The 25,067-nt window shown below is 70.0% G+C and carries 21 protein-coding genes; 14 read left to right on the top strand and 7 right to left on the bottom strand.

Going from position 1 to position 25,067, the window contains the following annotated elements; all coding sequences use genetic code 11:
* Positions 1-13 precede the first annotated feature (13 nt).
* The 3 genes from AL072_RS24880 to AL072_RS24870 are packed head-to-tail and all read right to left on the bottom strand — an operon-like array spanning position 14 to position 6,457.
* On the bottom strand, positions 14-2,950 hold the full coding sequence (locus AL072_RS24880; RefSeq protein ID WP_045583465.1) for an NHLP bacteriocin export ABC transporter permease/ATPase subunit: 2,937 nt from the start codon (positions 2,948-2,950) through the stop codon (positions 14-16).
* 4 nt (positions 2,951-2,954) lie between these two features.
* Positions 2,955-5,165 carry an NHLP family bacteriocin export ABC transporter peptidase/permease/ATPase subunit gene (locus AL072_RS24875; protein WP_045583466.1) on the bottom strand — a complete coding sequence of 737 codons (2,211 nt, stop codon included), beginning with the start codon at positions 5,163-5,165 and terminating at the stop codon, positions 2,955-2,957.
* Between the two features lie 11 nt (positions 5,166-5,176).
* Positions 5,177-6,457 (bottom strand): NHLP bacteriocin system secretion protein, encoded by a 1,281-nt coding sequence (locus AL072_RS24870; RefSeq protein WP_045583467.1) that lies wholly within the window; start codon positions 6,455-6,457, stop codon positions 5,177-5,179.
* Positions 6,458-6,752: 295 nt separating this feature from the next.
* On the opposite strand from AL072_RS24870, the gene AL072_RS24865 reads away from it, so the two are divergent.
* Positions 6,753-7,505, top strand: coding sequence for a GntR family transcriptional regulator (locus AL072_RS24865; protein WP_045583931.1), 753 nt, complete (start codon positions 6,753-6,755; stop codon positions 7,503-7,505).
* Positions 7,506-7,536: 31 nt separating this feature from the next.
* On the opposite strand, the gene AL072_RS24860 is transcribed toward AL072_RS24865, so the two are convergent.
* Entirely contained in the window at positions 7,537-7,983 is a 447-nt protein-coding gene (locus tag AL072_RS24860) for a methylglyoxal synthase (protein ID WP_045583468.1), read from the bottom strand.
* Positions 7,984-8,285: 302 nt separating this feature from the next.
* On the opposite strand from AL072_RS24860, the gene kduI reads away from it, so the two are divergent.
* The 3 genes from kduI (at position 8,286) to AL072_RS24845 (ending at position 10,398) form a co-directional block, all read left to right on the top strand.
* Entirely contained in the window at positions 8,286-9,122 is an 837-nt protein-coding gene (gene kduI / locus AL072_RS24855; protein ID WP_045583469.1) for a 5-dehydro-4-deoxy-D-glucuronate isomerase, read from the top strand.
* 59 nt (positions 9,123-9,181) lie between these two features.
* Entirely contained in the window at positions 9,182-9,940 is a 759-nt protein-coding gene (gene kduD / locus AL072_RS24850; protein ID WP_045583470.1) for a 2-dehydro-3-deoxy-D-gluconate 5-dehydrogenase KduD, read from the top strand.
* A 71-nt stretch (positions 9,941-10,011) separates the two neighbouring features.
* Positions 10,012-10,398, top strand: coding sequence for a cupin domain-containing protein (locus tag AL072_RS24845; RefSeq protein WP_045583471.1), 387 nt, complete (start codon positions 10,012-10,014; stop codon positions 10,396-10,398).
* Here the strand turns inward: AL072_RS24845 and AL072_RS24840 are convergent.
* Positions 10,368-11,150, bottom strand: coding sequence for a GntR family transcriptional regulator (locus AL072_RS24840; RefSeq protein ID WP_045583472.1), 783 nt, complete (start codon positions 11,148-11,150; stop codon positions 10,368-10,370). The two genes, AL072_RS24845 and AL072_RS24840, sit on opposite strands and share 31 nt — an antisense overlap.
* Before the next feature lie 299 nt (positions 11,151-11,449).
* Between AL072_RS24840 and uxaC the strand changes: the two genes are divergently transcribed.
* The 4 genes from uxaC to AL072_RS24820 all read left to right on the top strand — a co-directional run bounded on the left by uxaC (position 11,450) and on the right by AL072_RS24820 (position 16,560).
* Positions 11,450-12,850: a glucuronate isomerase gene (gene uxaC, locus AL072_RS24835; RefSeq protein ID WP_045583473.1), complete on the top strand. Its 1,401-nt coding sequence runs from the start codon at positions 11,450-11,452 to the stop codon at positions 12,848-12,850.
* A gap of 193 nt (positions 12,851-13,043) precedes the next feature.
* A complete protein-coding gene (locus AL072_RS24830) occupies positions 13,044-14,567 on the top strand; it encodes a UxaA family hydrolase (protein ID WP_045583474.1) in 1,524 nt (507 codons plus the stop codon).
* A 44-nt stretch (positions 14,568-14,611) separates the two neighbouring features.
* On the top strand, positions 14,612-15,598 hold the full coding sequence (locus AL072_RS24825; protein ID WP_052710152.1) for a DMT family transporter: 987 nt from the start codon (positions 14,612-14,614) through the stop codon (positions 15,596-15,598).
* Between the two features lie 41 nt (positions 15,599-15,639).
* On the top strand, positions 15,640-16,560 hold the full coding sequence (locus AL072_RS24820) for a sugar kinase (protein ID WP_045583475.1): 921 nt from the start codon (positions 15,640-15,642) through the stop codon (positions 16,558-16,560).
* Positions 16,561-16,581: 21 nt separating this feature from the next.
* On the opposite strand, the gene AL072_RS24815 is transcribed toward AL072_RS24820, so the two are convergent.
* Positions 16,582-17,133, bottom strand: a complete 552-nt coding sequence (locus AL072_RS24815; RefSeq protein WP_045583476.1) for a TetR/AcrR family transcriptional regulator — start codon at positions 17,131-17,133, stop codon at positions 16,582-16,584.
* Between the two features lie 125 nt (positions 17,134-17,258).
* On the opposite strand from AL072_RS24815, the gene bdcA reads away from it, so the two are divergent.
* Positions 17,259-17,972 (top strand): SDR family oxidoreductase, encoded by a 714-nt coding sequence (gene bdcA / locus AL072_RS24810; protein WP_045583477.1) that lies wholly within the window; start codon positions 17,259-17,261, stop codon positions 17,970-17,972.
* A gap of 15 nt (positions 17,973-17,987) precedes the next feature.
* On the opposite strand, the gene ogt is transcribed toward bdcA, so the two are convergent.
* Complete coding sequence (gene ogt / locus AL072_RS24805) at positions 17,988-18,536, bottom strand: methylated-DNA--[protein]-cysteine S-methyltransferase (protein WP_045583478.1); 549 nt, start codon at positions 18,534-18,536, stop codon at positions 17,988-17,990.
* Between the two features lie 344 nt (positions 18,537-18,880).
* Between ogt and AL072_RS24800 the strand changes: the two genes are divergently transcribed.
* Genes AL072_RS24800 through hydA form a run of 5 tightly spaced genes read left to right on the top strand, consistent with a single transcriptional unit; the run spans position 18,881 to position 25,042 of the window.
* Complete coding sequence (locus AL072_RS24800; RefSeq protein WP_045583479.1) at positions 18,881-20,203, top strand: NAD(P)-dependent oxidoreductase; 1,323 nt, start codon at positions 18,881-18,883, stop codon at positions 20,201-20,203.
* Between the two features lie 17 nt (positions 20,204-20,220).
* The gene (preA, locus tag AL072_RS24795; protein WP_045583480.1) at positions 20,221-21,519 is read left to right on the top strand and encodes an NAD-dependent dihydropyrimidine dehydrogenase subunit PreA; all 1,299 of its coding nucleotides are present in this window, start codon (positions 20,221-20,223) and stop codon (positions 21,517-21,519) included.
* Positions 21,520-21,541: 22 nt separating this feature from the next.
* Positions 21,542-22,822, top strand: a complete 1,281-nt coding sequence (locus AL072_RS24790; RefSeq protein WP_045583481.1) for a Zn-dependent hydrolase — start codon at positions 21,542-21,544, stop codon at positions 22,820-22,822.
* A 19-nt stretch (positions 22,823-22,841) separates the two neighbouring features.
* A complete protein-coding gene (locus AL072_RS24785; protein ID WP_045583482.1) occupies positions 22,842-23,585 on the top strand; it encodes a TetR/AcrR family transcriptional regulator in 744 nt (247 codons plus the stop codon).
* Positions 23,586-23,599: 14 nt separating this feature from the next.
* Positions 23,600-25,042 (top strand): dihydropyrimidinase, encoded by a 1,443-nt coding sequence (gene hydA / locus AL072_RS24780; protein WP_045583483.1) that lies wholly within the window; start codon positions 23,600-23,602, stop codon positions 25,040-25,042.
* The last annotated feature ends 25 nt before the right edge of the window (positions 25,043-25,067 follow it).

The following is a 25,067-nucleotide window of genomic DNA, read 5'->3' as shown; positions in this document are numbered from 1 at the left end:
TCCCTTTGAATTCCTAAAGCAGCTGCCGGCTGGCGATGGTGCGGAACGGCCCGTCCACCGCCATCAGATCCTCGTAGCGGCCGGACTGCACCAGCCGCCCGCCCTCCAGCACCAGGATGCGGTCGACGTCGCGGATGGTGCTGAGCCGGTGGGCAATCACCACGCGGGTGACGCTGAGCTTGGCGAGCGATGCCGTCACCACCGCCTGGGTCCGGTTGTCGAGCGCGCTGGTCGCCTCGTCCAGCAACAGCACGCGCGGACGGTGGACCAGGGCGCGGGCGATCATCAGCCGCTGGCGCTGGCCGCCCGACAGGGTGCCGCCGCCGTCCATCAGCACGGTGTGCATGCCCATCGGCATCTGTTCGATGTCCTGGTCCAGCCCGACCAGCCGCGCCGCGTGCCAGGCGTCGTCCAGCCCGAGCGGCGCGGTGCCGACGATGTTCTGGAACAGGCTGCCCGAGGTGATGCGCCCGTTCTGGAGCACCACGCCGATCTGCCGGCGCACCGCGGCGAGGTCGAGCCGCTCGGCCGCCCGGCCGTCGAAGAACACCTCGCCCTGCTCCGGCCGCTCGAACCCGAGCAGCAGCCGCATCACCGTGGATTTGCCGCTGCCCGACGAGCCGACGATGGCGACGAACTCGCCCGGCTCGATCGACAGGCTGAGGTCGTGCAGCACCCGCGGCGCGTCGGGGGCATAGCGGAAGCCGACCCGGCTCAGCGCGATGCCGCCCTGCAACGGGCCCGGCGCGTCGCGGCCGGCCGGCACCTCGGGCGCGGTCTCCAGGATCGGGCGGGCGCGCTCCAGCAGCGGCAGCACGGTCAGGCTCTTGGTCAGGGCGTGCGCCATCTCGGTCAACGCGGCCAGCAGCTGGCCGAAGGCGGTGATGAAGGCCAGGAAGCTGCCGGTGGTGAAGGCCGCCGCCGCCTCGTCCCCCGGCGTGGCGGCCAGCGCCTGGAGCGCCTGCTGCTTGGCGTCATGCTCCATCAGCAGCGCCACCGCCAGGAACACCGCGATGGTCGCCAGCGTCGGGAAGGCGGCATGGAAGGTCTCCAGCGCGTTGCCGAAGCGCTGGGCGGCAACCGCGCGCGACTTCTGCCCGGCGAAGCCGCGCGCCCATTCTGCCATCGCCCGCGGCTCGGCCCCGGCGACCCGCAGCTTGCCGATGCCGACGATCAGTTGCAGGACCAGCCCGTCGAGCCGGCCCTGCCGCCGGATATGCTCGCGCTCGTGGCGCAGCTGACCCCAGGACAATGCCGCCGTCACCAGCGCCGACAGCAGCGCCAGCCCGGTGGCGACCAGCGCGAGGCGCCAGTCGTAGACGGCGAGCAGCCCCAGGCTGACCGACCCGAACAGGGCGCCCAGCAGGCCGGTCATCGTGCTGGCGGCCAGGATCTCGCGCACGGTCTGCAGCCCGAGCGCCCGGTCGGCGAGGTCGCCGGCGGTGTAGCGGCGGAAGAAGCCGACCGGCAATGCCAGCAGCCGGTCGATGAAGGCCGCCTGCATCACCCCGTCGATCCGGCTTTCCAGCCGCAGCACCGCCATCACCTTGACCAGATCGAACACCGCGCCGCCGATGGCGGCGGCGACCAGCCCGGCGACGATGAAGACCAACTGGCCGGTGTCGGCGCGCGGAATGGCGCTGTCGAACAGGAAGCCGGTGGCGACCGGCACCAGCAGCCCCAACACCGCCGCCGCCAGCCCGCACAGCCCAAGCCGCAGGCCGTCGCCGCCCAGGCCGCGCAGGGGAAAGCGGATCGCCTCCACCGCCGACAGCGCGCGGGCCGGCAGCGGGCGGTAGAGGTGCAGGCCATCGGCCGCCAGCCGGTCGGCCAGATCCTGCGTCACGCGGCGCCGGCCGGTCGCATCCAGCATGTCGAAGCCGGACGGCGTCGGCAGCAGCGCCACCGGCAGCCGCCCCTCCTCCAGCCAGCCGAGCATCGGCGCGCCCTCGCCGTGCCACCAGCCGTCGCGCAGGATCACCTTGCGTCCGCGCAGGCGGGCGGCGGACAGCAGCGTGTCGAGCATCTCCGGCGGCGCCTTGCCGGCGGCGTCGATGCGCGGCAGCGCCTCCTCCATCCCCATATGCGCCATCAGGGCGGCAAGGGCGGCCGACAGCGGATCGGCGGCGGCCGGCAAGGATGCTCCGGCGGCACGGCCCGCGGCGGAGCGGCGATCGACGAGATCGGACAGGCCGCCCAGCGCCAGGGCCAGCGCCGCCTCGGCCGATTGCCGGCTTCGTTCGGCGCGCTGCGCCTCGCCTTCCGCCTGCCGGGCGAAGCGGGCGCCGATGCGGTCGAGCGCCAGCGCATGGAAACGGTCGAAGGCCGGCCACAGCAGGCCGCCGTCGGGCCAGGCCTCCGTCACGCTCAACGCAACCGGCGCGTCACCGGCCGCCCCGATCCACGCCCGGTCGGCCAGCGGCAGCGGCGGTTCGCCCGCCGGTGTCGCCGGGCCGTCCAGCCATGCGGCCGCCCCCTCCTCCACCGTCAGCCACAGCGGGCGGCGCGGGTCGGCATGGAGCCGCTCGCCGGGGCCGAGCCGGCGCTCGCCCGGCTCCGCCACCCGGTCGGGCCACACCGCCTCGCCGCCGGTCGCCGCATCGGTCAGCCGCAGGATCCAGGCTTCGGCGCGCGGCAGGAAATCGGCCTCCCCGGCCAGCTCCTCCCGCTCCACCCCGCGCAGGCGCGAGCCGATGGAGCCGACCGCGACCAGCTCCGCACCGCCCGTCCGCTCCACTCCGAACAGCAGCGCCCCGGCCTCCGCCCGGAACAGGTGGCTGCGCCGGCCGCTGCCGGCCGCGAGGTGGAAGAGGTCGACATAGCCGTCCTCGACCCGCCAGCCCAGCCGCGGGTCGTCCAGCGTCAGCGGGCGATGGTTGCCGCCCTCCACCAGGAGGGGAGCCGGCAAAATCGGGGCCGGCACCGTCGCCGGGCTGTCGAGAAGGTCCATCGCCTCACCCCGCCGCGATCAGCGAGGCGTATTCGCCGCCGCGCGCCAGAAGCTCTTCATGGCTGCCGCGCTCCACCACCCGGCCGCGGTTCAGCACGATGATCTCGTCGCAGTCGCGGATCGTGCTCAGCCGGTGGGCGATGATGATGCAGGTGCAGCCGCGCCGCCGCAGATTGTCGTCGATCAGCTTCTCGGTCGCCACGTCCAGCGCCGCCGTCGCCTCGTCCAGCACCAGGATCGACGGGTTGCCGGACAGCGCGCGGGCGATCTCCAGCCGCTGGCGCTGGCCGCCGCTGAAATTCACCCCGCCCTCGGCAACCGGCGCGTCGAGCTGGCCGGCGCGGCCGGCGACCTCGCCCAGGATGGCGGCGTCCTCCAGCGCGCGGGTCAATGCCGCCTCGGGCACCGTGCGGTCCCACAGGGTCAGGTTGTCGCGCACCGATCCGTCGAACAGGAAGACATCCTGGTCGACATAGGCGATGGAGGCGGCGCGCAGGGACACCGGGATCTCGTCCGGCGGCCGCCCGTCGAACAGGATCCGCCCCGACCAGGGTTGGACGAGGCCGCAGATCAGCCGGCCGACGGTGGATTTCCCGCTGCCCGAGCCGCCGACCAGCGCCACCCGCATGCCGGGGGCCAGCGACAGCGACAGCCCGTCGATCAGCGGCGGGTCGAGCACGCTGTAGCCGAAGGAGATGTCGGCCAGCTCCACCGCCCCGCTCAGCCGCACCGGCTCCCCGGCTCCGAGAGCTGCCACCTCCCCCGCCGCGGAATCGGCGAGGCCCGATTGCGGGTCGGGCGCATGGTCCAGCGTGTCGTTCAGCCGTTGCAGGTCGGCCTTCACCCGTTGCAGCGTGCCGCCCATGCCGACCAGCTTGGCGACCGGGGCGGAAAAGCTGGATGCCAGGCTCTGGAACGCCACCAGGGCGCCGACGGACAGCGCCCCGTCCATCACCCGCACCGCGCCCAGCCCCAGGATCGCCGCGGTGCCGAGCGCGTTGAGGAAGGTCGGCGCCACCATCAGCAGCGCGGAATGCACCCCCAGGATCTGGCGCACCGTCAACAGCCGCGCCTGATATCCCGCCCAGCGCTCGAAGGCCTGCCCCTCCAGCCCGGCGGATTTCAGTGTCTCGATCGCCTGGATGCTGCCGACGGTGACGGCGCCCAGCTTGGCCTGTTCCGACAGCAGGCGGCGCCCGGCATCCTCCCGCCCGCGCGAGGCGCCGCGCAGGAACAGCATGTTGCCCAGCACCAGCAGGATGGTCACCGCCGCCAGCGCCGGATCGTAGGTCAGCATGACCAGCCCGAAGAAGACGACCGTCAGCAGGCTCATCGCCGCGGTCGCCATCTCGCCCGACAGCAGCCGCGCCACCCGGTCGTTGGCGGCGACCCGGCCGGCGATGTCGCCGGGATGGCGCTGGCCGAAGAAGGGCACCGGCAGTTGCAGCAACCGCCAGACATAGCGGCTGGCCATCACCATGGCGAATTTGGTCTCCAGCTTCAGCAGCGCCGATTGCTGGAGCGCGGTCAGCAGCCCGCGGACCAGCGCCGTGGCCGCCATCCCCAGCAGCAGCGGCACCAGCCAATTGCGTTGGCCGCCGATCAGCACCTCGTCGACGAAGGCCTTGGTGAAGGCCGGCAGCGCGATGCCCGGCAGCACCAGCGCCAGGCTGGCGGCCAGCGCGAAGCCGACCGCGGCGCGCGAGCGCTTCAGCTGACGCCCCAGCATGCCGGCAAGGCCGGGCGGCCTCGCGCCGGCAACGAACTCCGGCCCCGGCTCGAAGGCCAGCGCGACGCCGGTGAAGGCTTCGGAGAACTCGGCGCGGGTGACGCGGCGCGGGCCGGTGACCGGGTCGTTCAGATAGGCGTGGTCGCCCTTGAAGCCCTCGAAGACCAGATAATGGTTGAAGTTCCAATGGACGATCATCGGCCAGGGCATGGCGGCCAGCGCGTCCGGCTCCTTCTTGAAGCCCTTGGCGACGAGGCCGTAGCGGCGGGCGGCGCGCAGCAGGTTGCTGGCCTTGCTGCCGTCGCGCGACACGCCGCAGGCGGCCCGCAGTTCCTCCAGCGGCACCCAGCGGCCGAAATGGGCGAGGATGATGCCGAGCGAGGCGGCGCCGCACTCCACCGCCTCCATCTGGAGCAGGGTCGGCGTGCGGACGCGGGACTGCCGGCGCTTCTCAGGCGCCTTCGCGGTCGCGGTCTTTGCGCTCACCGGCGTTGCACTCACAGGCCGGTCGCCTTGCGCAGGGCCGGGATGACGAAGGCCAGCGGCGGCTGTTCGCGCACCGTCACCTCGCCTTCGGCCGGGGTGCCGCTGGTGACGGTCATCGCCGGCCCGCCGCCCGACGACCAGCGGTAGCCCGACGGGGTGCCGGCCTCCGGGATCAGGTCGACGCGCACGGCGAAGGGCGGACCCTTGGCCGAGAACTGCGTCACCAGCCGGTCGTTCTGCAACACCGCCTGCATGCCCTGGGGGGTGGAGGGGAAGTCCGACACCTCGGCGACGCGGCCGACCAGCGTGCCGTATTCCTCCTTGCGCACGGTGGACGGCGCGATGCGGACATCCATGCCCGGTTTCAGCTTCTTGCCATGCTCCGGCGGGACGTAGAGCACCAGCTGCAACCCGCGCGAGCCGCTTTCGATGCTGACCACCGGCGTTCCGGCGCCGACGCGGGCGCCGTCCGCCAGCTTCCATTCGGTGACCCGCCCGTCGGTCGGGCTCAGGATGCGGGTGTCCTGTTCGAGCTGCAACGTCAGCTCGTCGACCCGGCGGCGGGCGTCGGCGATGCGGTCGCGCGCGCCGGTCAGCGTCTGCTCGGCCCGGCTGGACATGTCCAGTTCCTCGGTGTCGATCTGGAGAAGCTGGCTCCTGGCGTCGCTCACCTTCTGGCGGGCGGCGGCCAGTTCCTGGCGCGTGTCCTCGACCCGCTGGCGGGTGGTGAAGCCACGGCTGGCGATGTCCTCCTGGCCGCGCAGCATGGTGTCGAGGAACTGCACCCGCGTCTCCGCCGCTGCGACCACCTGCCGCAGGGCTGCGCGGCGGGCGGTGAAGTTGGCGCGGCGGGCCTGCGCCTCGCGCTCCAGCTGGGCGGCCCGGCGGGCGAGGTCGTCCTCGCGCTCCCCCAGCACCGCCTTCGCATGGTCAAGGGTCTGTTCCAGCTCCGCCTTGTCGATGCGGGCCAGCAGCTGGCCGGCGGTCACCGTATCGCCCGGCTTCACCAGCGGGGCGACCAGCGTGCCGGACGCGGTGGCGACGGCGTCGAACACCCGGCCGCCGCTGCTGACCAGCAGGCCGGGGCCGGTCACCCGCGTCTGAATGGTGCCGATCACGCTCCAGGCCAGCGCCAGCGCCAGCAACCCCAGCACCGCCCCCAGCGCCAGCCAGCCGCGCGGCGTGGTGAGCACGACCAGCCGGTCCAACTCCTCCGGCGAGGACAGCCGGTCCAGCGCCGCCTTGCGGAACAGGCGCTCCGACGGTGATGAGGGGGTCTGCGCTGCAGTCATGAACGCAACATCGGTGACGGGGCCTCCGGTTCGGCTCTGTCCCGCGGTCCCCTGCCGGAGGCTCGCAATGGGCAGTGCATCGGGGGGTATACGAATGGGCAGGTTGCGCAGAGTGGTACAGGCAGCCGAGACAAGGCAACCCTCCAGTCCGTCCGGCAGCCACTTGACACGGGGCTGGGTTGAAATTCCGGCGGCGAAAGTCGTTCCGCTCATGGAGTTACAGCGATATATTAGTAAGCACGGCGTCACACAGGTGAAATGGCGCCGAATTGCCGATGACATGAACGGAACGACCATGGACTCCGACGCGGGCGAAACGAACATGGTGGCCGCACCGGTCCGCCGCCGCCGCCGGCGGCCCGCCAGCGCCACCGCAAGGCCCGCCCACCGCGGCGCCACCGTGTCGGGCACCATCTACCGCGACCTGCGCGACGACATCGTCTCGCTGCGCCGCAAGCCGGGCGACCCGATGATCGAGAAGGAGGTGGCGGACAGCTATGGCGTCAGCCGTACCCCCGTCCGCGAAGCCATGCTGAAGCTGGCCGACGAAGGGCTGGTGGAGGTGTTCCCGCAGTCCGGCACCTTCGTCGCCCGCATTCCCCTGAGCGCCCTGCCGGAAGCCATCGCCATCCGCCGCGCGCTGGAGGAGGCGACGGTGCGCTATGCCGCCGAACAGGCGACCGGCAGCCAGGTCGCCCGGCTGCGCGCCAACCTGGAGCTTCAGCGCGAGATGCAGGAGGCCGGCAACTTCGACGGCTTCCACGATGCCGACGAGGATTTCCACGCGCTGCTCGCCGAGATCTCAGGCTATCCCGGCTTCTGGACGGTGACGCAGCAGGTCAAGCGGCAGGTCGACCGCTACCGCCACCTGACGCTTCCGGTCGTCGGCCGGATGAACAAGGCCCTTGCCGAACATGGCGCCATCGTCGAGGCCGTCGCCGCGCGCGACCCCGACCGCGCGGTGGCCCAACTGCGCCACCACCTGACCGACCTGCAACTCGGCATCGCCGACGTCCAGCGCGCCAATCCGCATTACTTCACCAGTTGATGAGGACGGTGCCCGGGAAGGCAGCCGCTCCTCAGACCTTGCGCGTCTCGTAGCCGCTGAAATTCGCTGCGCGCGGGGTGTAGCCGCCGGCGAAATGGGGCGAGGACACGATCATGTCGGCGGTCGCCTCGTTGCAGGCCATCGGGATGTTGTAGAGCGTCGCCAGACGGGTCAGCGCCTTGACGTCGACATCGTGCGGCTGGGCGGTCATCGGGTCGACGAAGAAGACCAGCAGGTCGATCCGCCCCTCGGCGATCATCGCGCCGATCTGCTGGTCGCCGCCGAGCGGGCCGCTCTTCAGCGGCGTCACCTCCAGTCCGGGATGGGCGTCGCGCACCTTCTGGCCGGTGGTGCCGGTCGCCCAATAGGCATGGCCGTCGAGCGCGCCGATGTTCGCCCCGATCCAGGCGATGAGGTCGGCCTTGCGGGCGTCGTGGGCGACGAGGGCGATGCGCTTGCGCGGCGGCTGGCTGGTCATGGACGTGGTCTCCGAAGGATGTCCCCTCACTAATATATTACCACGGGGACCGGCGCAACGCGGGCGCCCCGTCTCCACGGTTTCCGGCCTCCGCCACGCGATTTTGCCGCGCATTCTCCGCCCGGTGAAATGTCCGGAACTCCATCATTAGAGCTTGCCCGTCGTACTAGTATATTAGTATGATGGTTGCGAACCGACCATCCGGCCGCTGCCGGGAGGATCGCCATCGTCTTATCCAGGCGCGACCCGCGGGACCGTTCCGCCGGATCGCCGGCCGCCCAGACGCCGAAGGATCTCCCACCATGAAAATCTCCGTCCGCCACGCTTCCCACCCCGACGCGGTGCGCAACTTCGATTCCGAGACGCTGCGCGACCATTTCCTGGTCCCCACCCTGTTCGAGGCGGACGAGACCGTCTTCACCTACAGCCATGTCGACCGTTTCGTCGTCGGCGGCGCCATGCCGGTGGCCGGCCCGGTCAAGCTGGAATCGGCCAAGGAGATCGGTTCGCCCAACTTCCTCGACCGCCGCGAGCTGGGCGTGGTCAATGTCGGCGGCCCGGGCCGCGTCACCGTCGACGGCGCGGTGTACGAGCTGGCGCCGCGCGACGCCCTCTATGTCGCGATGGGCAGCAAGGATGTCGTCTTCGAAAGCCTGGACCGCCGCGAGCCGGCCAAGTTCTACCTGAACAGCACTCCGGCCCACGCCCGGTTCGAGACGATGAAGATCTCGATCGGCCAGGCCAAGGCGGTGCATCTCGGCGACCCGTCCCAGTCGAACGAGCGCACCATCTACCAGATGATCCACCCGGACGTGGTGCGCACCGCGCAGCTGGTGCTGGGCATGACGGTGCTGAAGCCGAACAACATGTGGAACACGATGCCGTGCCACACCCATGACCGGCGCTGCGAGATCTATTTCTACTTCGATCTGCCGAGCGACGCCCGCGTCATCCACCTGATGGGCGAGCCGGAGCAGACCCGCCACATCGTGGTCGCCAACGAGCAGGCGGTGATCTCCCCGCCCTGGTCGATCCATTCCGGCGTCGGCACCCGCAACTACACCTTCATCTGGGCGATGGGCGGCGACAACCAGGACTTCACCGACATGGACTTCGTCGCCATGGACCGCCTGCGCTGACACCCGCCGGACAAGACGCCCGACAGACAAGAACCAACCGACAAGAACGGGATCCGACCATGAGCAATTCGTTCGACCTGAGCGGCAAGGTGGCGCTGGTCACCGGCGCCAACACCGGGATCGGCCAGGGCATCGCCGTGGCGCTGGCCAATGCCGGCGCCGACATCGCCGCCGTCGACGTCGTGTCGCTCGACGAGACCAAGGGGCTGGTCGAGGCGACGGGGCGCAAGTTCCACGCCATCCACGCCGACCTGACCAGCATCGCCCCGGTGGCGGGCCTCGTCGAGGAAACCGTGGGCACGCTCGGCCAACTCGACATCCTGGTCAACAATGCCGGGACCATCCGCCGTGCCGACGCCGTCGACTTCAGCGAAGCCGACTGGGATCTGGTGATGAACCTCAACCTCAAGACGGTGTTCTTCCTCTGCCAGGCCTTCGGCCGCTATGCCATCGGCCAGGGCCGCAAGGGCAAGATCGTCAACATCGCCTCGATGCTGTCCTTCCAGGGCGGCATCCGCGTGCCGTCATACACCGCGTCCAAGAGCGGCGTCGCCGGCATCACCAAGCTGCTGGCCTGCGAGTGGGCGTCGAAGGGCATCAACGTCAACGCCATCGCGCCCGGCTACGTCGCCACCAACAACACCGCGGCGCTGCGCGCCGACGAGAACCGCAGCGCCGAGATCCTCGGCCGCATCCCGGCCGGGCGCTGGAGCCTGCCGTCGGACATCGGCGGCCCGGCGGTGTTCCTGTCCTCCGACGCCGCCGACTACATCCACGGCACCATCCTGCCGGTCGACGGCGGCTGGCTGGCCCGCTGACTGACGCAGCCCCGTCCCGCCGCCGGAATGCCGTCGGCGGGACGGGGTATCCGATGGGAGGAAACCAGACGATGACGACCCAGACGAAGAACGACGTGTTCGTGACCGCGGGCGACATCCCGTGGCAGGATCTCGGCGACGGGGTGCGCCGCAAGATACTCGGCTACAACGACGCCATGATGATGGTGCGGGTCGAGTTCGAGGCCGGCGCCATCGGCGCCCAGCACCGCCACCCGCATGTGCAGTGCGCCGTGGTCGAGCAGGGATCCTTCGACGTCACCATCGACGGCCGCACGCAGCGCCTGAACACCGGCGACGGCTACATGGTGCCGTCCAACATCCTGCATGGCGTGGTGGCGCTGGAGCCGGGCGTGCTGCTCGACATCTTCACGCCGATCCGCGAGGATTTCCTGGGCGAGCCGGTGGCCTACGCGGCATCTCCGGGTGCGGTGAAGTAACGCGGGAAGTCCCGGCGGATATCGGCCACCGAGATCTGCAGGTCGTCCAGATGGTTGTCGAGCGCGCGGATGGCGGCCGCCGGATCGTTGGCCGCCACCGCATCGACGATGGCGCTGTGCTCGGCGATGACCTCGGCGACGCGACCCAGCACCGGCAGGGTCAGCAGCCGGTAGCGGTCGATCTGCACCTTGGTCTGCTGGATCAGCGTCCAGAATCCCGGATAGCCGGCGATGTCGGCGATCAGCGCGTGGAACGCCTCGTCGGCCTGATGGAACCCTTCGTAATTGGCGGTTTCCTGCATCTCCCGCTGCAGCTCCAGGTTGGCGCGCAGGGCCGCGATCTGGCTGCGGGTGGCGCGTGCAGCGGCATAGCGCACCGTCGCCTCCTCCAGCGCCTTGCGGATGGCGAAGGCCTCCGGCAGGACGTCGAGCGGGATGCGCGACACGAAGGTGCCGGATTGCGGAAAGATCTCGATCAGTCCCTCGTCGGCCAGCTTCAGCACCGCCTCGCGGACGGGCGTGCGGCTGACGCCATAGGTCTCGGCGATCTGCTTCTCGGCGATCGGGTCGCCCGGCTTGCGCTTCAGCGACACGATTTCGGACCGCAAATCGCGGTAGATGCGCGATGCCACCGTCGCGGCACGGCGGGGCGGGCGCACCGCCGCCACCGGGACCGCGGCACGGCGCGTCGCTGCGGAGGCCAGGCCGCCTTCATCGCCTGTCGTCGCGACCTTCTTCAACGCTGGCTCCATTCCGGCAGGCGTGACAGGGGGCGGCATTTGGCCACCCGCGGGCATTTCCTCATGACCTGCAATCTACCCGTCCCGCTTCGCCAAGGTCAAACCCATCTCCGGTCCCGATCCGGGCCCCGCGGGCCGATGGGGTGCGGCGACTGGGCGCATGCGATACGGGGACAACCCTGCGATTGGGCTTGCAATCCAATCTGATATATTAATATTATACGACCAGCCGGTAGGGACGGTCCCCCGCACGGACCCCGCCTTCTCCCCACCCTGCTTTTGTCCTTACTCTTGCAGCGTAGAGGCTTCCAATGCTTCACCCCGACCGTCTCTTCCCGAGCGACCCGACGCAGCGCGACATCGCGCGGCGCCTGTACGGCGAAGTCAGCGCCCTGCCGATCATCAGCCCGCACGGCCACACCGACCCGTCCTGGTTCGCCAAGGACGAGCCGTTTCCGGACCCGGCGAGCCTGTTCGTCAAGCCCGACCATTACGCCTTCCGCATGCTCTACAGCCAGGGAATTCCGCTGGAGCAGCTGGGCGTGCCGCGCAAGGACGGCGGGGAGACCTCGTCCGACAATCGCGCCATCTGGCGCCTGCTGGCCTCCAACTGGCAGCTGTTCCGCGGCACGCCCACCTCGATGTGGCTGACCCATGCCTTCGAGACGGTGTTCGGCGTCACCGAGCGCCTGAGCGCGGCCAGCGCCGACCGCATCTACGACCGGATCGAAGAGTGCCTGGGCAAGCCGGAGTTCCGCCCGCGCGCCCTGTTCGAACGCTTCAACCTCGAGCTGCTGGCGACCACCGAATCGCCGCTCGACCCGCTGGAGCACCACAAGGCGATCCGCGAGAGCGGCTGGAAGGGCCGGGTCATCACCGCCTTCCGTCCCGACCCGGTCGTCGATCCGGAGTTCGAAGGCTTCCACGGGAACCTCGCCGAGCTGGGCCGCATCACCGGCCAGGACACTGCGACCTGGGACGGCTATCTCGCCGCCCTGGCCGACCGCCGCCAGTATTTCAAGAGCTTCGGCGCCACCTCGACCGACCACGGCCACCCGACGGCGGCGACCGCCGACCTACCGCGCGCCGAGGCCGAGACGCTGTTCGACATCGTGCGCCGCGGCGGCGCCACGGCCGGGGAAGCCGAGCTGTTCCGCGCCCAGATGCTGACCGAGATGGCGCGCATGAGCCTGGAGGACGGTCTGGTCATGCAGATCCATCCCGGCTCCTTCCGCAACCACAACAATCTCCTGTTCGAGCGCTTCGGCCGCGACAAGGGCGCCGACATCCCGGTCGGCACCGAATATGTGCGGGCGCTGAAGCCGCTGCTCGACCGTTTCGGCAACGAGCGCGACCTGACCATCATCCTGTTCACGCTGGACGAGGACAGCTATTCCCGCGAGCTGGCGCCACTGGCCGGCCATTACCCGGCGCTGCGCGTCGGCCCGGCCTGGTGGTTCCATGACAGCCCCGAGGGCATGCGCCGCTACCGCGAGATGATCACGGAGACCGCCGGCTTCTACAACACGGTCGGCTTCAACGACGACACCCGCGCGTTCTGCTCGATCCCGGCCCGCCACGACGTGTCGCGCCGCGTCGATTGCAGCTTCCTCGCCCGGCTGGTGGCCGAACACCGGATGGACGAGGACGAGGCGGCGGATCTCGCGGTCGACCTCGCCTACCGCCTCGCCAAGAGCGCCTACAAGCTGTGATCGCCTGAGCCTCCCTCTCCCGCCCCGGGAGAGGGAAGGGGCCCATGCGGAGCATGGGAAGGGTGAGGGGTGATCCAAGGAACCATGCGCTTCGGGATTCTCGGCCGCCCCCTCACCCTCCCCGCCTTCGGCGGGTCCCCTCCCTCTCCCGGGACGGGAGAGGGAACATCACGTCTCTTCAAGGACATCCTCCATGGCATCGCTGACCATCCGCCTGCACCCCGCCGACAATGTCGTCGTCGCCGGCGCCGACCTGGAGCCCGGCATCCTTCTGCCCGGCACCGATGTCGCGACCACCGGGCCGGTGCCGGCCGGACACAAGGTCGCGGTGCGCGCCATCGCGCCCGGCGAGCCGGTGCGCAAGTACAACCAGGTCATCGGCTTCGCCTCCACGGCGATCCGGCCGGGCGAGCATGTCCACGTCCACAACATGGGCATGGGCAGCGAGTTCGAGCGCGATTACGCCTTCGGCGCCGACGTCCACCCGGTCGAGATGATTCCGGAGGCCGAGCGCGCCACCTTCCAGGGCATCCTGCGCCCCGACGGCCGCGTCGCCACCCGCAACTACATCGGCGTGCTGACCTCGGTGAACTGTTCCGCCACCGCGGCGCGGATGATCGCCGACCATTTCCGCGGGCCCGCCCTCGCCGCCTATCCCAACATCGACGGCGTCGTAGCACTCACCCACGGCTACGGCTGCGGCATGGCCGGCAGCGGCGAGGTGATGGAGACGCTGCAACGCACCATCGCCGGCTATGCCCGCCATCCGAACTTCGCCGCGGTGATCCTGCTCGGCCTCGGCTGCGAGGTGAACCAGATCGACAAGCTGATGGAGGCCACCGGCCTGGAAGCCGGTGCCCGCGTCATCCCCATCGGCATCCAGGACATGGGCGGCACCGCCGCGGCGGCCCGCGAGGGCATCCGCCGGATCGAGGCGCTGCTGCCCGAGATCGACGACGTCACCCGCCAGACCCTGCCGGCCAGCCATCTGACGCTTGCGCTGCAATGCGGCGGCTCGGACGGCTATTCGGGCATCACCGCCAACCCGGCTCTGGGCCATGCCGTCGACCTGCTGGTCCGCAACGGCGGCACCGCCGTGCTGAGCGAGACCCCGGAGGTCTATGGCGCCGAGCATCTGCTGACCCGCCGCGCCGTCCGCCGCGAGGTCGGCAAGGCGCTGGTCTCCCGCATCGGCTGGTGGGAGGAGTACACCAGCCGCACTGGCGGCGAGATGAACAACAACCCGTCGCCCGGCAACAAGAAGGGCGGCCTGACCACCATCCTGGAAAAGTCGCTGGGCGCGGTCGCCAAGGGCGGCACCACCCCGCTGACCGCGGTCTACCGCTATGCCGAGCCGATCACCGACAAGGGCTTCGTCTTCATGGACACCCCCGGCTACGACCCGGTGTCGGCTACGGGACAGGTGGCGGGCGGCGCCAACGTGCTGTGCTTCACCACCGGCCGCGGCTCGGTCTTCGGCTGCAAGCCGACGCCCAGCCTGAAGCTGGCGACCAACAGCGCGCTGTTCCGCAAGATGCCGGACGACATGGACATCGATTGCGGCGCCATCGCCAGCGGCGACGCCTCGATCGAGGAGGTCGGCCGCGCGATCTTCCAGCTCGTGCTCGACACCGCATCCGGCCGCAAGTCCAAGAGCGAGGAGCTCGGCGTCGGCGCCGATGAATTCGCTCCTTGGCAGATGGGAGCGGTTATGTAAGGGGTCCGCCCCCCTTTCCCCGTGACCGATGACGAGCCGGCGCCATGCCAGACAATTCCATCCCCCGCACCGGTGCCGAAACCGGTCCCGTGCCGGCGAACGCTCCCCAGATGCCGATCCAGCCGGCCCAGCCGGGCGGCCCGGCACCGAACGGGACGGAGCCGATGCGGGCGATCCTGCTGGTGGTGCTGGGGGTGGCCTTTCTGTCCTGTTCCGACGCCACGGCGAAATATCTCGCCCGGACCCTGCCGCCGGTCGAGATCGTCTGGCTGCGCTACCTCGTCTTCACCGCCCTGGTGATGCCGCTGGCCCTGCGCGGCGGCTCGCTGCGGGTGCTGAAGACGACGCGGCCGGGGCTGCAGGTGCTGCGCGGCCTGGGGATGCTGGGGTCGGCCCTGTTCTTCATCATGGCAATGCAACATCTGCCGCTGGCCGAAGCGGCGGCGATCAGCTTCGTCTCGCCCGCCTTCGTCACCGTGCTGTCGATCCTGCTGCTGGGCGAGACGGTCGGCATCCGCCGCTGGGCGGCGCTGCTGGTCGGGCTGGCCGGGGTGACGATCGTCATCCGGCCGGGGGCCGACGGCTTCCAGCCGGCCGTGCTGCTGCCGGTGCTGACCGCCTTCTGCTGGGCGCTCGGGCTGGTGGCGACGCGCAGGATGACGGTGCAGGAAAGCCCGCTGACCACCATGGTGTGGAGCGCGCTGACCGGACTGATCGTGCTGACCGCGCTGCTGCCGCTGCACGCGGCGTGGCCGACGCCGTGGGAGATGCTGCTGGGCGTCTTCATCGGGCTGGTCTACACGGCGGCGCAATGGCTGCTGATCCTGGCCTATCGCCAGGGCGAGGCGTCGGTGCTGGCGCCCTTCACCTATGTCCAGCTGATCTGGTCCACGGCCCTGGGTTTCCTCGTCTTCGGCGCGGTGCCCGACCATTGGACCTTCGTGGGCATGGGCGTGATCATCGCCAGCGGCGTCTACACCGCGCACCGCGAACGGCTGCGGGCGCGCGAACGCCGGCTCGCGGCAGCATGAGAGTTTCGCCGGGGAAGACTCCCGGCCAGTGGAGAGGAAACATGACCGACACGCCCAACCGCATCGCCGCGCTCGGCGAATGCATGATCGAGATGTTCCGGCGGCCGGACGGGTCGCTGACCATGGGCTTCGGCGGCGACACGCTGAACACCGCGGTCTATCTGGCGCGGCTGGGCACCCCGGTCGACTATGTCACGGCGCTCGGCGACGACAGCATCAGCCAGGACATGGTCGCCGCCTGGGAGGCCGAGGGCGTCGGCACCTCCCACGTCCTGCGCGTGCCGAACCGCCTGCCCGGCCTCTACCTGATCGAAACCGACGCCAGCGGCGAGCGCCGCTTCCTCTACTGGCGCGACAAGGCCCCGGCGCGCGAGCTGTTCGCCCTGCCCCAGACGCCGGAGCTGTGCGCCGCGCTGGAGGGCTACGGCGTCGTCTATCTGTCCGGCATCAGCATCGCCATCCTGGGCGAACAGGGCCGCGAGCGGCTGTTCGAATTGCTGGAGCGGGTGCGGGCCCGCGGCGGCAAGGTCGCCTTCGACACCAACTGGCGCCCCCGCCTGTGGCCGGACATCGAGACCGCACGGGCCGCCTTCGACCGCATGCTGCGCCTCACCGACATCGCGCTGCCCGGCGTGACCGACCTGCGCGACCTCTATGGCGACGCCGATGCCGACGCCGTGCTGGCCCGCGTCCGCAACGCCGGCGTGTCCGAGATCGTGCTGAAGCTGGAGCAGCCCGGCTGCGTGGTGATCGAGGACGGCAAGGCCGTCGATGTGCCGGCGCAGACGGTCGCCACGGTGGTCGACACCACGGCGGCCGGCGACAGCTTCAGCGCCGGCTATCTCGCCGCCCGCCTGCGCGGCGAGGGTCCGGCCGATGCCGCCCGCGCCGCCCACAAGCTGGCCGCCGCCGTCATCCAGCACCGCGGCGCCATCATCCCGCGCGAGGCCATGCCGGCCTGACCGCCGGCTCAGCTGCTCAAGTCAGCCTTCCGCCGCCAGTTCGCGGCGGAAGGCGCCACTCGCCATCGCCGCGAAGGTGGTGAGCATCGCCTCGTCGGCGCCGTCGCGCGCCGCCGCCGACATCCCCCGCATCGCGGTCATCACGAAGTCCGCCAGCGCGGCGGCCCGCTCCGGCCGCTCCGTGGCGATGAAGTCCCGCAGCGCCGCCAGACCGGCCCTTCTCAGCGCCGCGGTCAGCGTACACGCCTCCGGATCGGCGCTGTTGCGCGCCCCGTCCAGCACGAGGCAGCCCGCCACCCCGTCGCGTTCCGGATAGAGCCGCGCCGCCAGCATCAGCGTCCGCTCGATCACCTCGGCGACGCCGCCGCCGTCGGCCTGCGCGCGGGCGAAGATGTTCGCCTCCCCCGCCGCATAGCGCCGCAACGCCCGCTCGAACAGCCCGGCCTTGCTGCCGAAGGCCGCATAGAAGCTCGGCGGCTTGATCCCCAGCTCCGCGCCCAGTTCGGCGACGCCCACTGCGTCGTAGCCGCGCGCATGGAACAGCCTCATCGCGGTTTCGACCGCCTCGTCCATGTCGAAGGACCGCCGCCTGCCCCGCGGTCCGCATGATTCTGTAGCGACCACTATATTTTCTCCTTGCGGAAACTCCCCGCTGGGCTTTATATAGCGGTCACTACACTTTCATCAAGGAGCGCATCATGGTTGAGAGCACCGGCCGGAACATCCTGGTCCTCGGCGGCAGCCGCGGCATCGGCAAGGCCATCGTCCGCCGCCTCACCAAGGCCGGCGATGCCGTCGCCTTCACCTATGCCGGGTCGAAGGACGCCGCCGAAGCGTTGGCCGCCGAAAGCGGGGCGGAAGCCATCCGCGCCGACAGTGCCGACCGCGACGCCCTGATCGCGACGGTGGCGGACCGCGGCGCGCTGGATGTGCTGGTGGTCAATGCCGGTACGCTGGTGCTGGGCGATCCGCTCACGCTCGATCCCGACGCCGTCGACCGGATGATCGACATCAATGTCCGCGCGCCCTACCATGCCGCGGTCGAAGCGGCGCGGCGCATGAAGGACGGGGGCCGCATCATCGTCATCGGCTCGGTGAACGGCGACCGCATGCCCTTCGCCGGCGGGGCCGCCTACGCCCTGACCAAATCGGCGGTCCAGGGCATGGTGCGCGGCCTCGCCCGCGACTTCGGCGACCGCGGCATCACCGTGAACGCCATCCAGCCGGGCCCGACCGACAGCGACATGAATCCGGCCGACGGGCCGATGGCGCCGGTCATGCATGGCTTCATGGCGATCAAGCGCCACGTCCATGCCGACGAGGTCGCCGAACTGACCGCCTATATCGCCGGCCCGCATGCCGCGATGATCACCGGCTCGTTCCAGACCATCGACGGCGGCTTCGGCGCCTGAGAGCGGACTGCCGCATCAGCCCGGGAAGCGGTTTGGGGGGCGGCCCGGGCGAGGTGCCCCCTCATGGTCCAGCAGCCAGCGCTTGCGCTCGATTCCGCCGCCATAGCCGGTCAGCGTTCCGTCCGACCCGACCACCCGATGGCAGGGCACCACGACGCCGACCGGATTGGCGCCGTTGGCGTGCCCAGCCGCCCGCACCGCCGCCGGGCGCCCGGCCAGTGCCGCCAGTTCGCGATAGGTGATGGTCGTGCCGCAGGGAACACCGCGCAGTGCCGCCCACACCGCGCGTTGGAAATCCGTACCGCCGGTGCGCACCGGCAGCAGGTCGATCGCCGCAAGGTCGCCGGCGAAATAGGCGTCCATCGCCCGCGTCAGCCCACCCGGATCGACCGCCGGCCGCAGTTCGTAACCGCCTGGATGGTGCAGGCGCAGCAAGCGGTGCAGCCGGTGCTCATGGTCGCTCCAGTCGATGGCGTGCAAGGCGCCGTCATCATCCGCGACGACGATCAACTCGCCGATGGGAGTGGCCGCGCGGTCGATCAGCAGGCTGGACGGAGCGGACATGGCGACACCCCCTATCCCTGTTGCATAGGCGCGATGCCGAAATCGAAGGCAGCGGCCCTGCTCAGCAACTCTTTGATAGGGCGAAGTTTCCGGTTTCCATGCCCTCCACTTCAAGGGGGTTTCCTGCGTTCCGCCGCCAAAAGAGGCGCCAAAAGGCCGAGTTGCGTGCAATCCGCATGGCTGGCATGATCGGGCCATGTCTGTCCATCTCGTCAGTTTTTGACCGAACAGTCAGCTTTTTGGCCGTGTGCGCCCCTCATCGTTGCAGGTTGGATCGTTTGGCACACGGGTTGCTGACGCTTCGGTCGCCACGCCGCTCCGCGACCGAAGGGAAGCCATCCGCCATGACCCTGATCGCTACGCTCGCCACCACCCCGAAACCCGACGCGGACCGTCCGGCATCCCCTTATGCCGACCTGACGCCGCCGATGACACCGGTCCAGGCGCTCGCCGAATCGAACCGCTGCCTGTTCTGCTATGACGCGCCCTGCATCCGGGCCTGCCCGACCGGAATCGACATCCCGGCCTTCATCCGCTCGATCGCCACCGGCAACCTGAAGGGGGCCGCGACGACGATCCTGGCGGAGAACATCATGGGCGGCACCTGCGGCCGCGTCTGCCCGACCGAGACGCTGTGCGAGCAATCCTGCGTCCGCAACCGGGCGGAGGATCGCCCGGTCGCCATCGGCCGGTTGCAGCGCCACGCCACCGACCGCCTCATTGACGGCGAGCCGGCCCACCCCTTCGCCCGCGCCGCCGCCACCGGCAAGCGGGTCGCCGTGGTCGGGGCCGGACCGGCCGGCCTGTCCTGCGCCCATCGCCTCGCCACGCTCGGCCATGAGGTGACGGTGTTCGAGGCGAAGGCGAAGTCCGGCGGCCTCAACGAATACGGCCTCGCCCCCTACAAGATGGCCGACGATTTCGCCCAGCGCGAGGTCGCCTTCATCCTCGGCGTCGGCGGCATCGCGGTGGAACATGGCCGCAGGCTGGGCACCGGCCTGTCGCTGGAGGATCTGCGCGCCGACAATGACGCGGTGTTCCTGGGGCTCGGCCTCGGGGCCAACAACCGGCTCGGCATCCCCGGCGAGGAACGCGCGGGCGTCGAGGACGCCACCGCCTTCATCGAGCGGGTGCGGCAGGCGCCGCCGGACCGGCCGCCGGCCGTCGGCCGCAGCGTGGTGGTGATCGGCGGCGGCAACACCGCGGTGGACGCCGCCATCCAGGCGAAAAGGCTTGGCGCGGAGGATGTGACGCTGGTCTACCGCCGCGGCCGCGCCCAGATGGGCGCCACTCCCTGGGAACAGGAGCTGGCGCAGACCGAAGGCGTCGTCCTGAAGACCTTCGCCGCCCCCAAGGAGATCGGCAGCGCCTCCATCACCTTCGAGCGCACCCGGCTGGCCGACGGCAGGCTGGCCGGCACCGGCGAGACCTTCACCCTCCAGGCCGACATGGTGCTGAAGGCGGTTGGGCAGACACTGTCGGCCGACGCGCTGTCCGGCCTGGAGACCGCTGGCGGCAAGATCGCCGTCGACGCCGCCTACCGCACCACGCTGGCCAAGGTCTGGGCCGGCGGCGATTGCGTCGCCACGGGGGAGGATCTGACGGTCCAGTCGGTGCAGGACGGCAAGCTGGCCGCCCTGTCGATCCACAGCCACCTGACCGTTTGAGGAAAGGGAGCCACATCATGGCCGATCTCAGCAGCACCATCGCCGGCATCCGCTCCCCCAACCCCTTCTGGCTGGCCTCGGCCCCGCCGACCGACAAGGCGTACAACGTCGTGCGCGCCTTCAAGGCCGGCTGGGGCGGCGTGGTGTGGAAGACGCTGGGCGAGGATCCGCCGGTGGTCAACGTCTCCAGCCGCTACGGCGCCCACCTCGACACCGACCGCCGGATGATCGGCTTCAACAACATCGAGCTGATCTCCGACCGGCCGCTGGAGGTCAACCTGCACGAGATCGTGGAGGTCAAGCGCGACTGGCCCGACCGCGCCATGGTCGTCTCGCTGATGGCGACGATGTCCGAAGCTGCCTGGGCCGGGCTGGCCCGCCGCATCGCCACGACCGGGGCCGCCGACGGCCTCGAACTCAACCTCGGCTGCCCGCACGGCATGTGCGAGCGCGGCATGGGCTCCGCCATCGGGCAGGTGCCGGAGATGGTGGAGCAGGTGACGCGCTGGGTGAAGAACGCCGTCAACCTGCCGGTGATCGTCAAGCTGACCCCCAACATCACCAACATCCTGTGGTCGGCGGAAGCGGCGAAGCGCGGCGGCGCCGACGCGATCTCGCTGATCAACACGGTGAATTCCATCGTCGCGGTCGATCTCGACGCCATGGCCCCGACCCCGGTGGTCGACGGCAAGGGCAGCCACGGCGGCTATTGCGGCCCGGCGGTGAAGCCGATCGCGCTGAACATGGTGGCGGAGATCGCCCGCAACCCCGACACACGCGGCATGCCGGTCAGCGGCATCGGCGGCATAACCAACTGGCGCGACGCGGCGGAGTTCCTGGCGCTGGGGGCCACCAACGTCCAGGTCTGCACCGCCGCGATGACCTACGGCTTCAAGATCGTCGAGGACATGATCGGCGGCCTGTCCAACTGGATGGACGGGAAGGGATACCACAGCCTCGACCAGTTGACCGGCCGCGCGGTGCGCAACGTCGTCAACTGGAACGACCTGAACATGAACTTCTCGACCAAGGCGGTGATCGACCCGGCCTTGTGCATCGATTGCGGCCGCTGCCACATCGTCTGCGAGGACACCTCGCACCAGGCCATCCGCATCGATTGGGAGAAGGCGCCGGGCGAAGGCCGCCGCCTCTTCACCGTGGTCGAGGAGGAGTGCGTCGGCTGCAACCTGTGCAGCCATGTCTGCCCGGTGCCCGACTGCATCGCCATGGTGCCGGAGCAGAATGATCTGCCCTACGTCACCTGGCCCAACGACGCCCGCAACCCGATGCGCGTCCCCGAAGCGGCTGCCGAATAACGACGTTCAGGAGAGAGCAATCATGTCCACCCCGCAGAATGTCGCCGTGAACGGCTCGCGCCTGTGGCAGAGCCTGATGGACATGGCGCGGATCGGCGCCACGCCCAAGGGCGGCGTGTGCCGGCTGGCGCTGACCGACCTCGACCGGCAGAGCCGCGACCTGTTCGTGCGCTGGTGCGAGGAGGCCGGCTGCACAGTCTCGGTCGACCGGATGGGCAACATCTTCGCCCGCCGTCCCGGCCGCGACGACAGCCTGCCCCCGGTCGTCATGGGCAGCCATCTCGACAGCCAGCCGACCGGCGGCAAGTATGACGGCGTCTATGGCGTGCTGGCCGGGCTGGAGGTGGTGCGCAGCCTGAACGACATGAACTACGTCACCGAGGCGCCGGTCGAGGTCGCGGTCTGGACCAACGAGGAGGGCTCGCGCTTTGCCCCCGCCATGGTGGCGTCCGGCGTCTTCGCCGGGGTGTTCGACCTGGAATACGGCCTGTCGCGCGCCGACCTCGACGGCAGGACCATGGGCGAGGAGCTGGCCCGCATCGGCTATGCCGGCGACCGGGAGGTCGGTGGCCGCAAGGTCGGCGCCTATTTCGAGGCCCATATCGAGCAGGGGCCGATCCTGGAGGCCGAGGGCAAGACCATCGGCGTCGTCACCGACTGCCAGGGCCAGCGCTGGTACGAGATCACCTTCACCGGCCAGGAGGCCCATGCCGGCCCGACCCCGATGCTCCGCCGCAAGGACGCGCTGCTGGGGGCCGCTCGCGTGGTCGACGCGGTCAACCGCATCGGGTTGAAATACGGCCCGCTCGCCTGCGCCACGGTGGGGCTGATGCAGATCCACCCGAACTCCCGCAACGTCATCCCCGGCCGCGTCTTCTTCACCGTCGATTTCCGCCATCCCGACGACGGCATCCTCAAAGCCATGGACGGCGAGCTGCGCGCCGAGGTGGAGCGCATCGCCGGCGAGATCGGGCTGGAAAGCGACTTCACGCAGATCTGGTACTACGCCCCCATCGCCTTCGACGCGACTTGCGTCGCCGCCGTCCGCAAGGGGGTGGAGCGCACCGGCCACAGCTTCCGCGACATCGTGTCGGGCGCCGGGCACGACGCCTGCTACCTCTCCAAGGTGGCGCCGACGGCGATGGTCTTCATTCCCTGCATCGACGGCATCAGCCACAACGAGGTGGAGGAGACGACGCCGGAATGGTCGACCGCCGGCTGCGAGGTGCTGCTGCACGCCGTGCTCGACCGCGCGAACGCGATGGCCGAACTTAGCCCTCTCCCCGAGGAGGAGAGGGGATAGATCCCGGTCAAGAAGAGTGATGGCAAAAACGATGGCGCAAACGGCGGCCGACACGGCTGACACCACCCAGGCCCCGCCCCAGGGACGCATCCGGCGTGAAAACGTCGAGCGCATCCTGAAGGCGGCCGAGCGCGTCTTCGCCGAGGCGGGATTCGCCGGCGCCACCATGGCCGACATCGCCGAGCGGGCCGGCCTGCCCAAGGCCAACCTGCATTATTATTTCGGCACCAAGGACGATCTCTACCGGGCGGTGCTGGACAACATCCTGCGGCTGTGGCTGGCGCCGATCGCCTCCTTCACCCCCGACGCCGACCCGGCGGCGACGCTCACCGCCTATGTCACCGCCAAGATGGAGGCCTCGCGGTCGCGGCCCCACGCCTCCAAGGTCTTCGCCAACGAGATCCTGCATGGCGGAACCCAGGTCGAACGCTTCCTGGCCGAAGACCTGAAAGCGCTGGTCGACGCCAAGGCCGCGGTCATCGACGGCTGGGTCGCCGCCGGCCGCATGGCCCCGGTCGACGCCCGCCAGTTCCTGTTCATGATCTGGGCGGTGACCCAGCATTACGCCGATTTCGACGTGCAGATCCGCAAGGTGCTGGGCCGCCGCAGCCTGACCCGCCAGGACTTCGACGCCATGACGGCCGAAGTCCTGCGCATGGTCCTGCGCGCCGCCGGCCTGTCCGAAGTCCAAGCGGCCGAACCGCAGACACCAGCACCGCAAGCCCCCACACCGCTTCAGCCCGAATCCCCACCCATTCCCTGAGGGAGCGCCCGAGCATGTCCACCATCCTGATCCGCGGCGGCACCGTCGTCACCGCCGAGCGCACGCACCGCGCCGACGTCCTCTGCCGGGACGGCCTCATCGCGGCGGTCGGCGACACGCTGGACGCGCCGGCCGGCGCGGAGCTGGTGGATGCCGGCGGCTGCTACGTCATGCCGGGCGGCATCGATCCGCACACCCACATGGAGCTGCCCTTCATGGGCACGGTGACGACGGAGGATTTCTTCAGCGGCACCGCCGCGGGCTTCGCCGGGGGGACGACGACGATCATCGATTTCGTCATTCCCAACCCGAAGCAGAGCCTGATGGAAGCCTATCATACTTGGCGCGGCTGGGCGGAGAAGGCGGCCGGCGACTACAGCTTCCACGTCGCGGTGACATGGTGGGACGAGAGCGTCCACCGGGACATGGGCACGCTGGTCGCCGACCATGGCGTGAACAGCTTCAAGCATTTCATGGCCTACAAGAACGCCATCATGGCCGACGACGAGACGCTGGTGAACAGCTTCCAGCGCTGCCTGGAACTGGGCGCCATCCCCACCGTCCATGCCGAGAACGGCGAGCTGGTCTTCCAGCTCCAAAAGAAGCTGCTGGCCCAGGGCCTGACCGGGCCGGAGGCCCATCCCCTCTCCCGCCCGCCGGAGGTCGAGGGCGAAGCGGCCAACCGCGCCATCCAGGTCGCCAAGGTGTTCGGCGTCCCGGTCTACATCGTCCATGTCTCCGCACGGGAAGCGCTGGAAGCGATCAAACGCGGCCAGGACGGCGGCCAGCGCGTGTTCGGCGAGGTGCTGGCCGGCCATCTGCTGGTCGATGACGGTGTCTACCGCAACCCCGACTGGGACTTCGCCGCCGGCCATGTCATGAGCCCGCCCTTCCGCCCGAAGGAGCATCAGGAAGCACTGTGGCGCGGCCTGCAGGCGGGGCATCTGCACACCACCGCCACCGACCATTGCTGCTTCTGCGCCGAGCAGAAGGCGATGGGCCGCACCGACTTCACGAAGATCCCCAACGGCACCGCCGGCATCGAGGACCGCATGACCGCGCTGTGGACCCACGGCGTCAACACGGGCCGGCTGACGATGAACGAGTTCGTCGCCGTCACCTCCGCCAACGCGGCGAAGATCTTCAACCTCTATCCGCGCAAGGGCTCGGTCTCGGTCGGCGCCGACGCCGATCTGGTGGTGTGGGATCCGAAGGCGACGAAGACCATCTCGGCCAAAACCCAGATGCAGAAGGTCGGCCTGAACATCTTCGAGGGCATGACCGTCACCGGCACCCCGGCCTACACGCTGAGCCAGGGCCGCATCGTCCATGCGCTGGGCGAGAGCCGCGCGGTGCGCGGCGCCGGCCGCTACGTCGACCGCCCGGCCTTCCCGCCGGTCTACGAGGCGGTGGCGAAGCGCAACGCCCTGAACATCCCGGTGGCGGTGGAACGGTAGGAGGACAAAGCTCCCTCTCCCGTGA

Source organism: Azospirillum thiophilum, assembly GCF_001305595.1.
Lineage (GTDB): Bacteria > Pseudomonadota > Alphaproteobacteria > Azospirillales > Azospirillaceae > Azospirillum > Azospirillum thiophilum.
This window is presented reverse-complemented; position numbering and strand designations above follow the sequence as displayed.

Bases quoted from the DNA above. Each gene is read 5' to 3' on its own strand.
- AL072_RS24880 (WP_045583465.1), bottom strand. From the start codon at position 2,950: ATGGACCTTCTCGACAGCCCGGCGACGGTGCCGGCCCCGATTTTGCCG.
- AL072_RS24870 (WP_045583467.1), bottom strand. From the start codon at position 6,457: ATGACTGCAGCGCAGACCCCCTCATCACCGTCGGAGCGCCTGTTCCGC.
- AL072_RS24865 (WP_045583931.1), top strand. From the start codon at position 6,753: ATGGACTCCGACGCGGGCGAAACGAACATGGTGGCCGCACCGGTCCGC.
- AL072_RS24860 (WP_045583468.1), bottom strand. From the start codon at position 7,983: ATGACCAGCCAGCCGCCGCGCAAGCGCATCGCCCTCGTCGCCCACGAC.
- kduI (WP_045583469.1), top strand. From the start codon at position 8,286: ATGAAAATCTCCGTCCGCCACGCTTCCCACCCCGACGCGGTGCGCAAC.
- kduD (WP_045583470.1), top strand. From the start codon at position 9,182: ATGAGCAATTCGTTCGACCTGAGCGGCAAGGTGGCGCTGGTCACCGGC.
- AL072_RS24845 (WP_045583471.1), top strand. From the start codon at position 10,012: ATGACGACCCAGACGAAGAACGACGTGTTCGTGACCGCGGGCGACATC.
- AL072_RS24840 (WP_045583472.1), bottom strand. From the start codon at position 11,150: ATGGAGCCAGCGTTGAAGAAGGTCGCGACGACAGGCGATGAAGGCGGC.
- uxaC (WP_045583473.1), top strand. From the start codon at position 11,450: ATGCTTCACCCCGACCGTCTCTTCCCGAGCGACCCGACGCAGCGCGAC.
- AL072_RS24830 (WP_045583474.1), top strand. From the start codon at position 13,044: ATGGCATCGCTGACCATCCGCCTGCACCCCGCCGACAATGTCGTCGTC.
- AL072_RS24825 (WP_052710152.1), top strand. From the start codon at position 14,612: ATGCCAGACAATTCCATCCCCCGCACCGGTGCCGAAACCGGTCCCGTG.
- AL072_RS24820 (WP_045583475.1), top strand. From the start codon at position 15,640: ATGACCGACACGCCCAACCGCATCGCCGCGCTCGGCGAATGCATGATC.
- AL072_RS24815 (WP_045583476.1), bottom strand. From the start codon at position 17,133: ATGGACGAGGCGGTCGAAACCGCGATGAGGCTGTTCCATGCGCGCGGC.
- bdcA (WP_045583477.1), top strand. From the start codon at position 17,259: ATGGTTGAGAGCACCGGCCGGAACATCCTGGTCCTCGGCGGCAGCCGC.
- ogt (WP_045583478.1), bottom strand. From the start codon at position 18,536: ATGTCCGCTCCGTCCAGCCTGCTGATCGACCGCGCGGCCACTCCCATC.
- AL072_RS24800 (WP_045583479.1), top strand. From the start codon at position 18,881: ATGACCCTGATCGCTACGCTCGCCACCACCCCGAAACCCGACGCGGAC.
- preA (WP_045583480.1), top strand. From the start codon at position 20,221: ATGGCCGATCTCAGCAGCACCATCGCCGGCATCCGCTCCCCCAACCCC.
- AL072_RS24790 (WP_045583481.1), top strand. From the start codon at position 21,542: ATGTCCACCCCGCAGAATGTCGCCGTGAACGGCTCGCGCCTGTGGCAG.
- AL072_RS24785 (WP_045583482.1), top strand. From the start codon at position 22,842: ATGGCAAAAACGATGGCGCAAACGGCGGCCGACACGGCTGACACCACC.
- hydA (WP_045583483.1), top strand. From the start codon at position 23,600: ATGTCCACCATCCTGATCCGCGGCGGCACCGTCGTCACCGCCGAGCGC.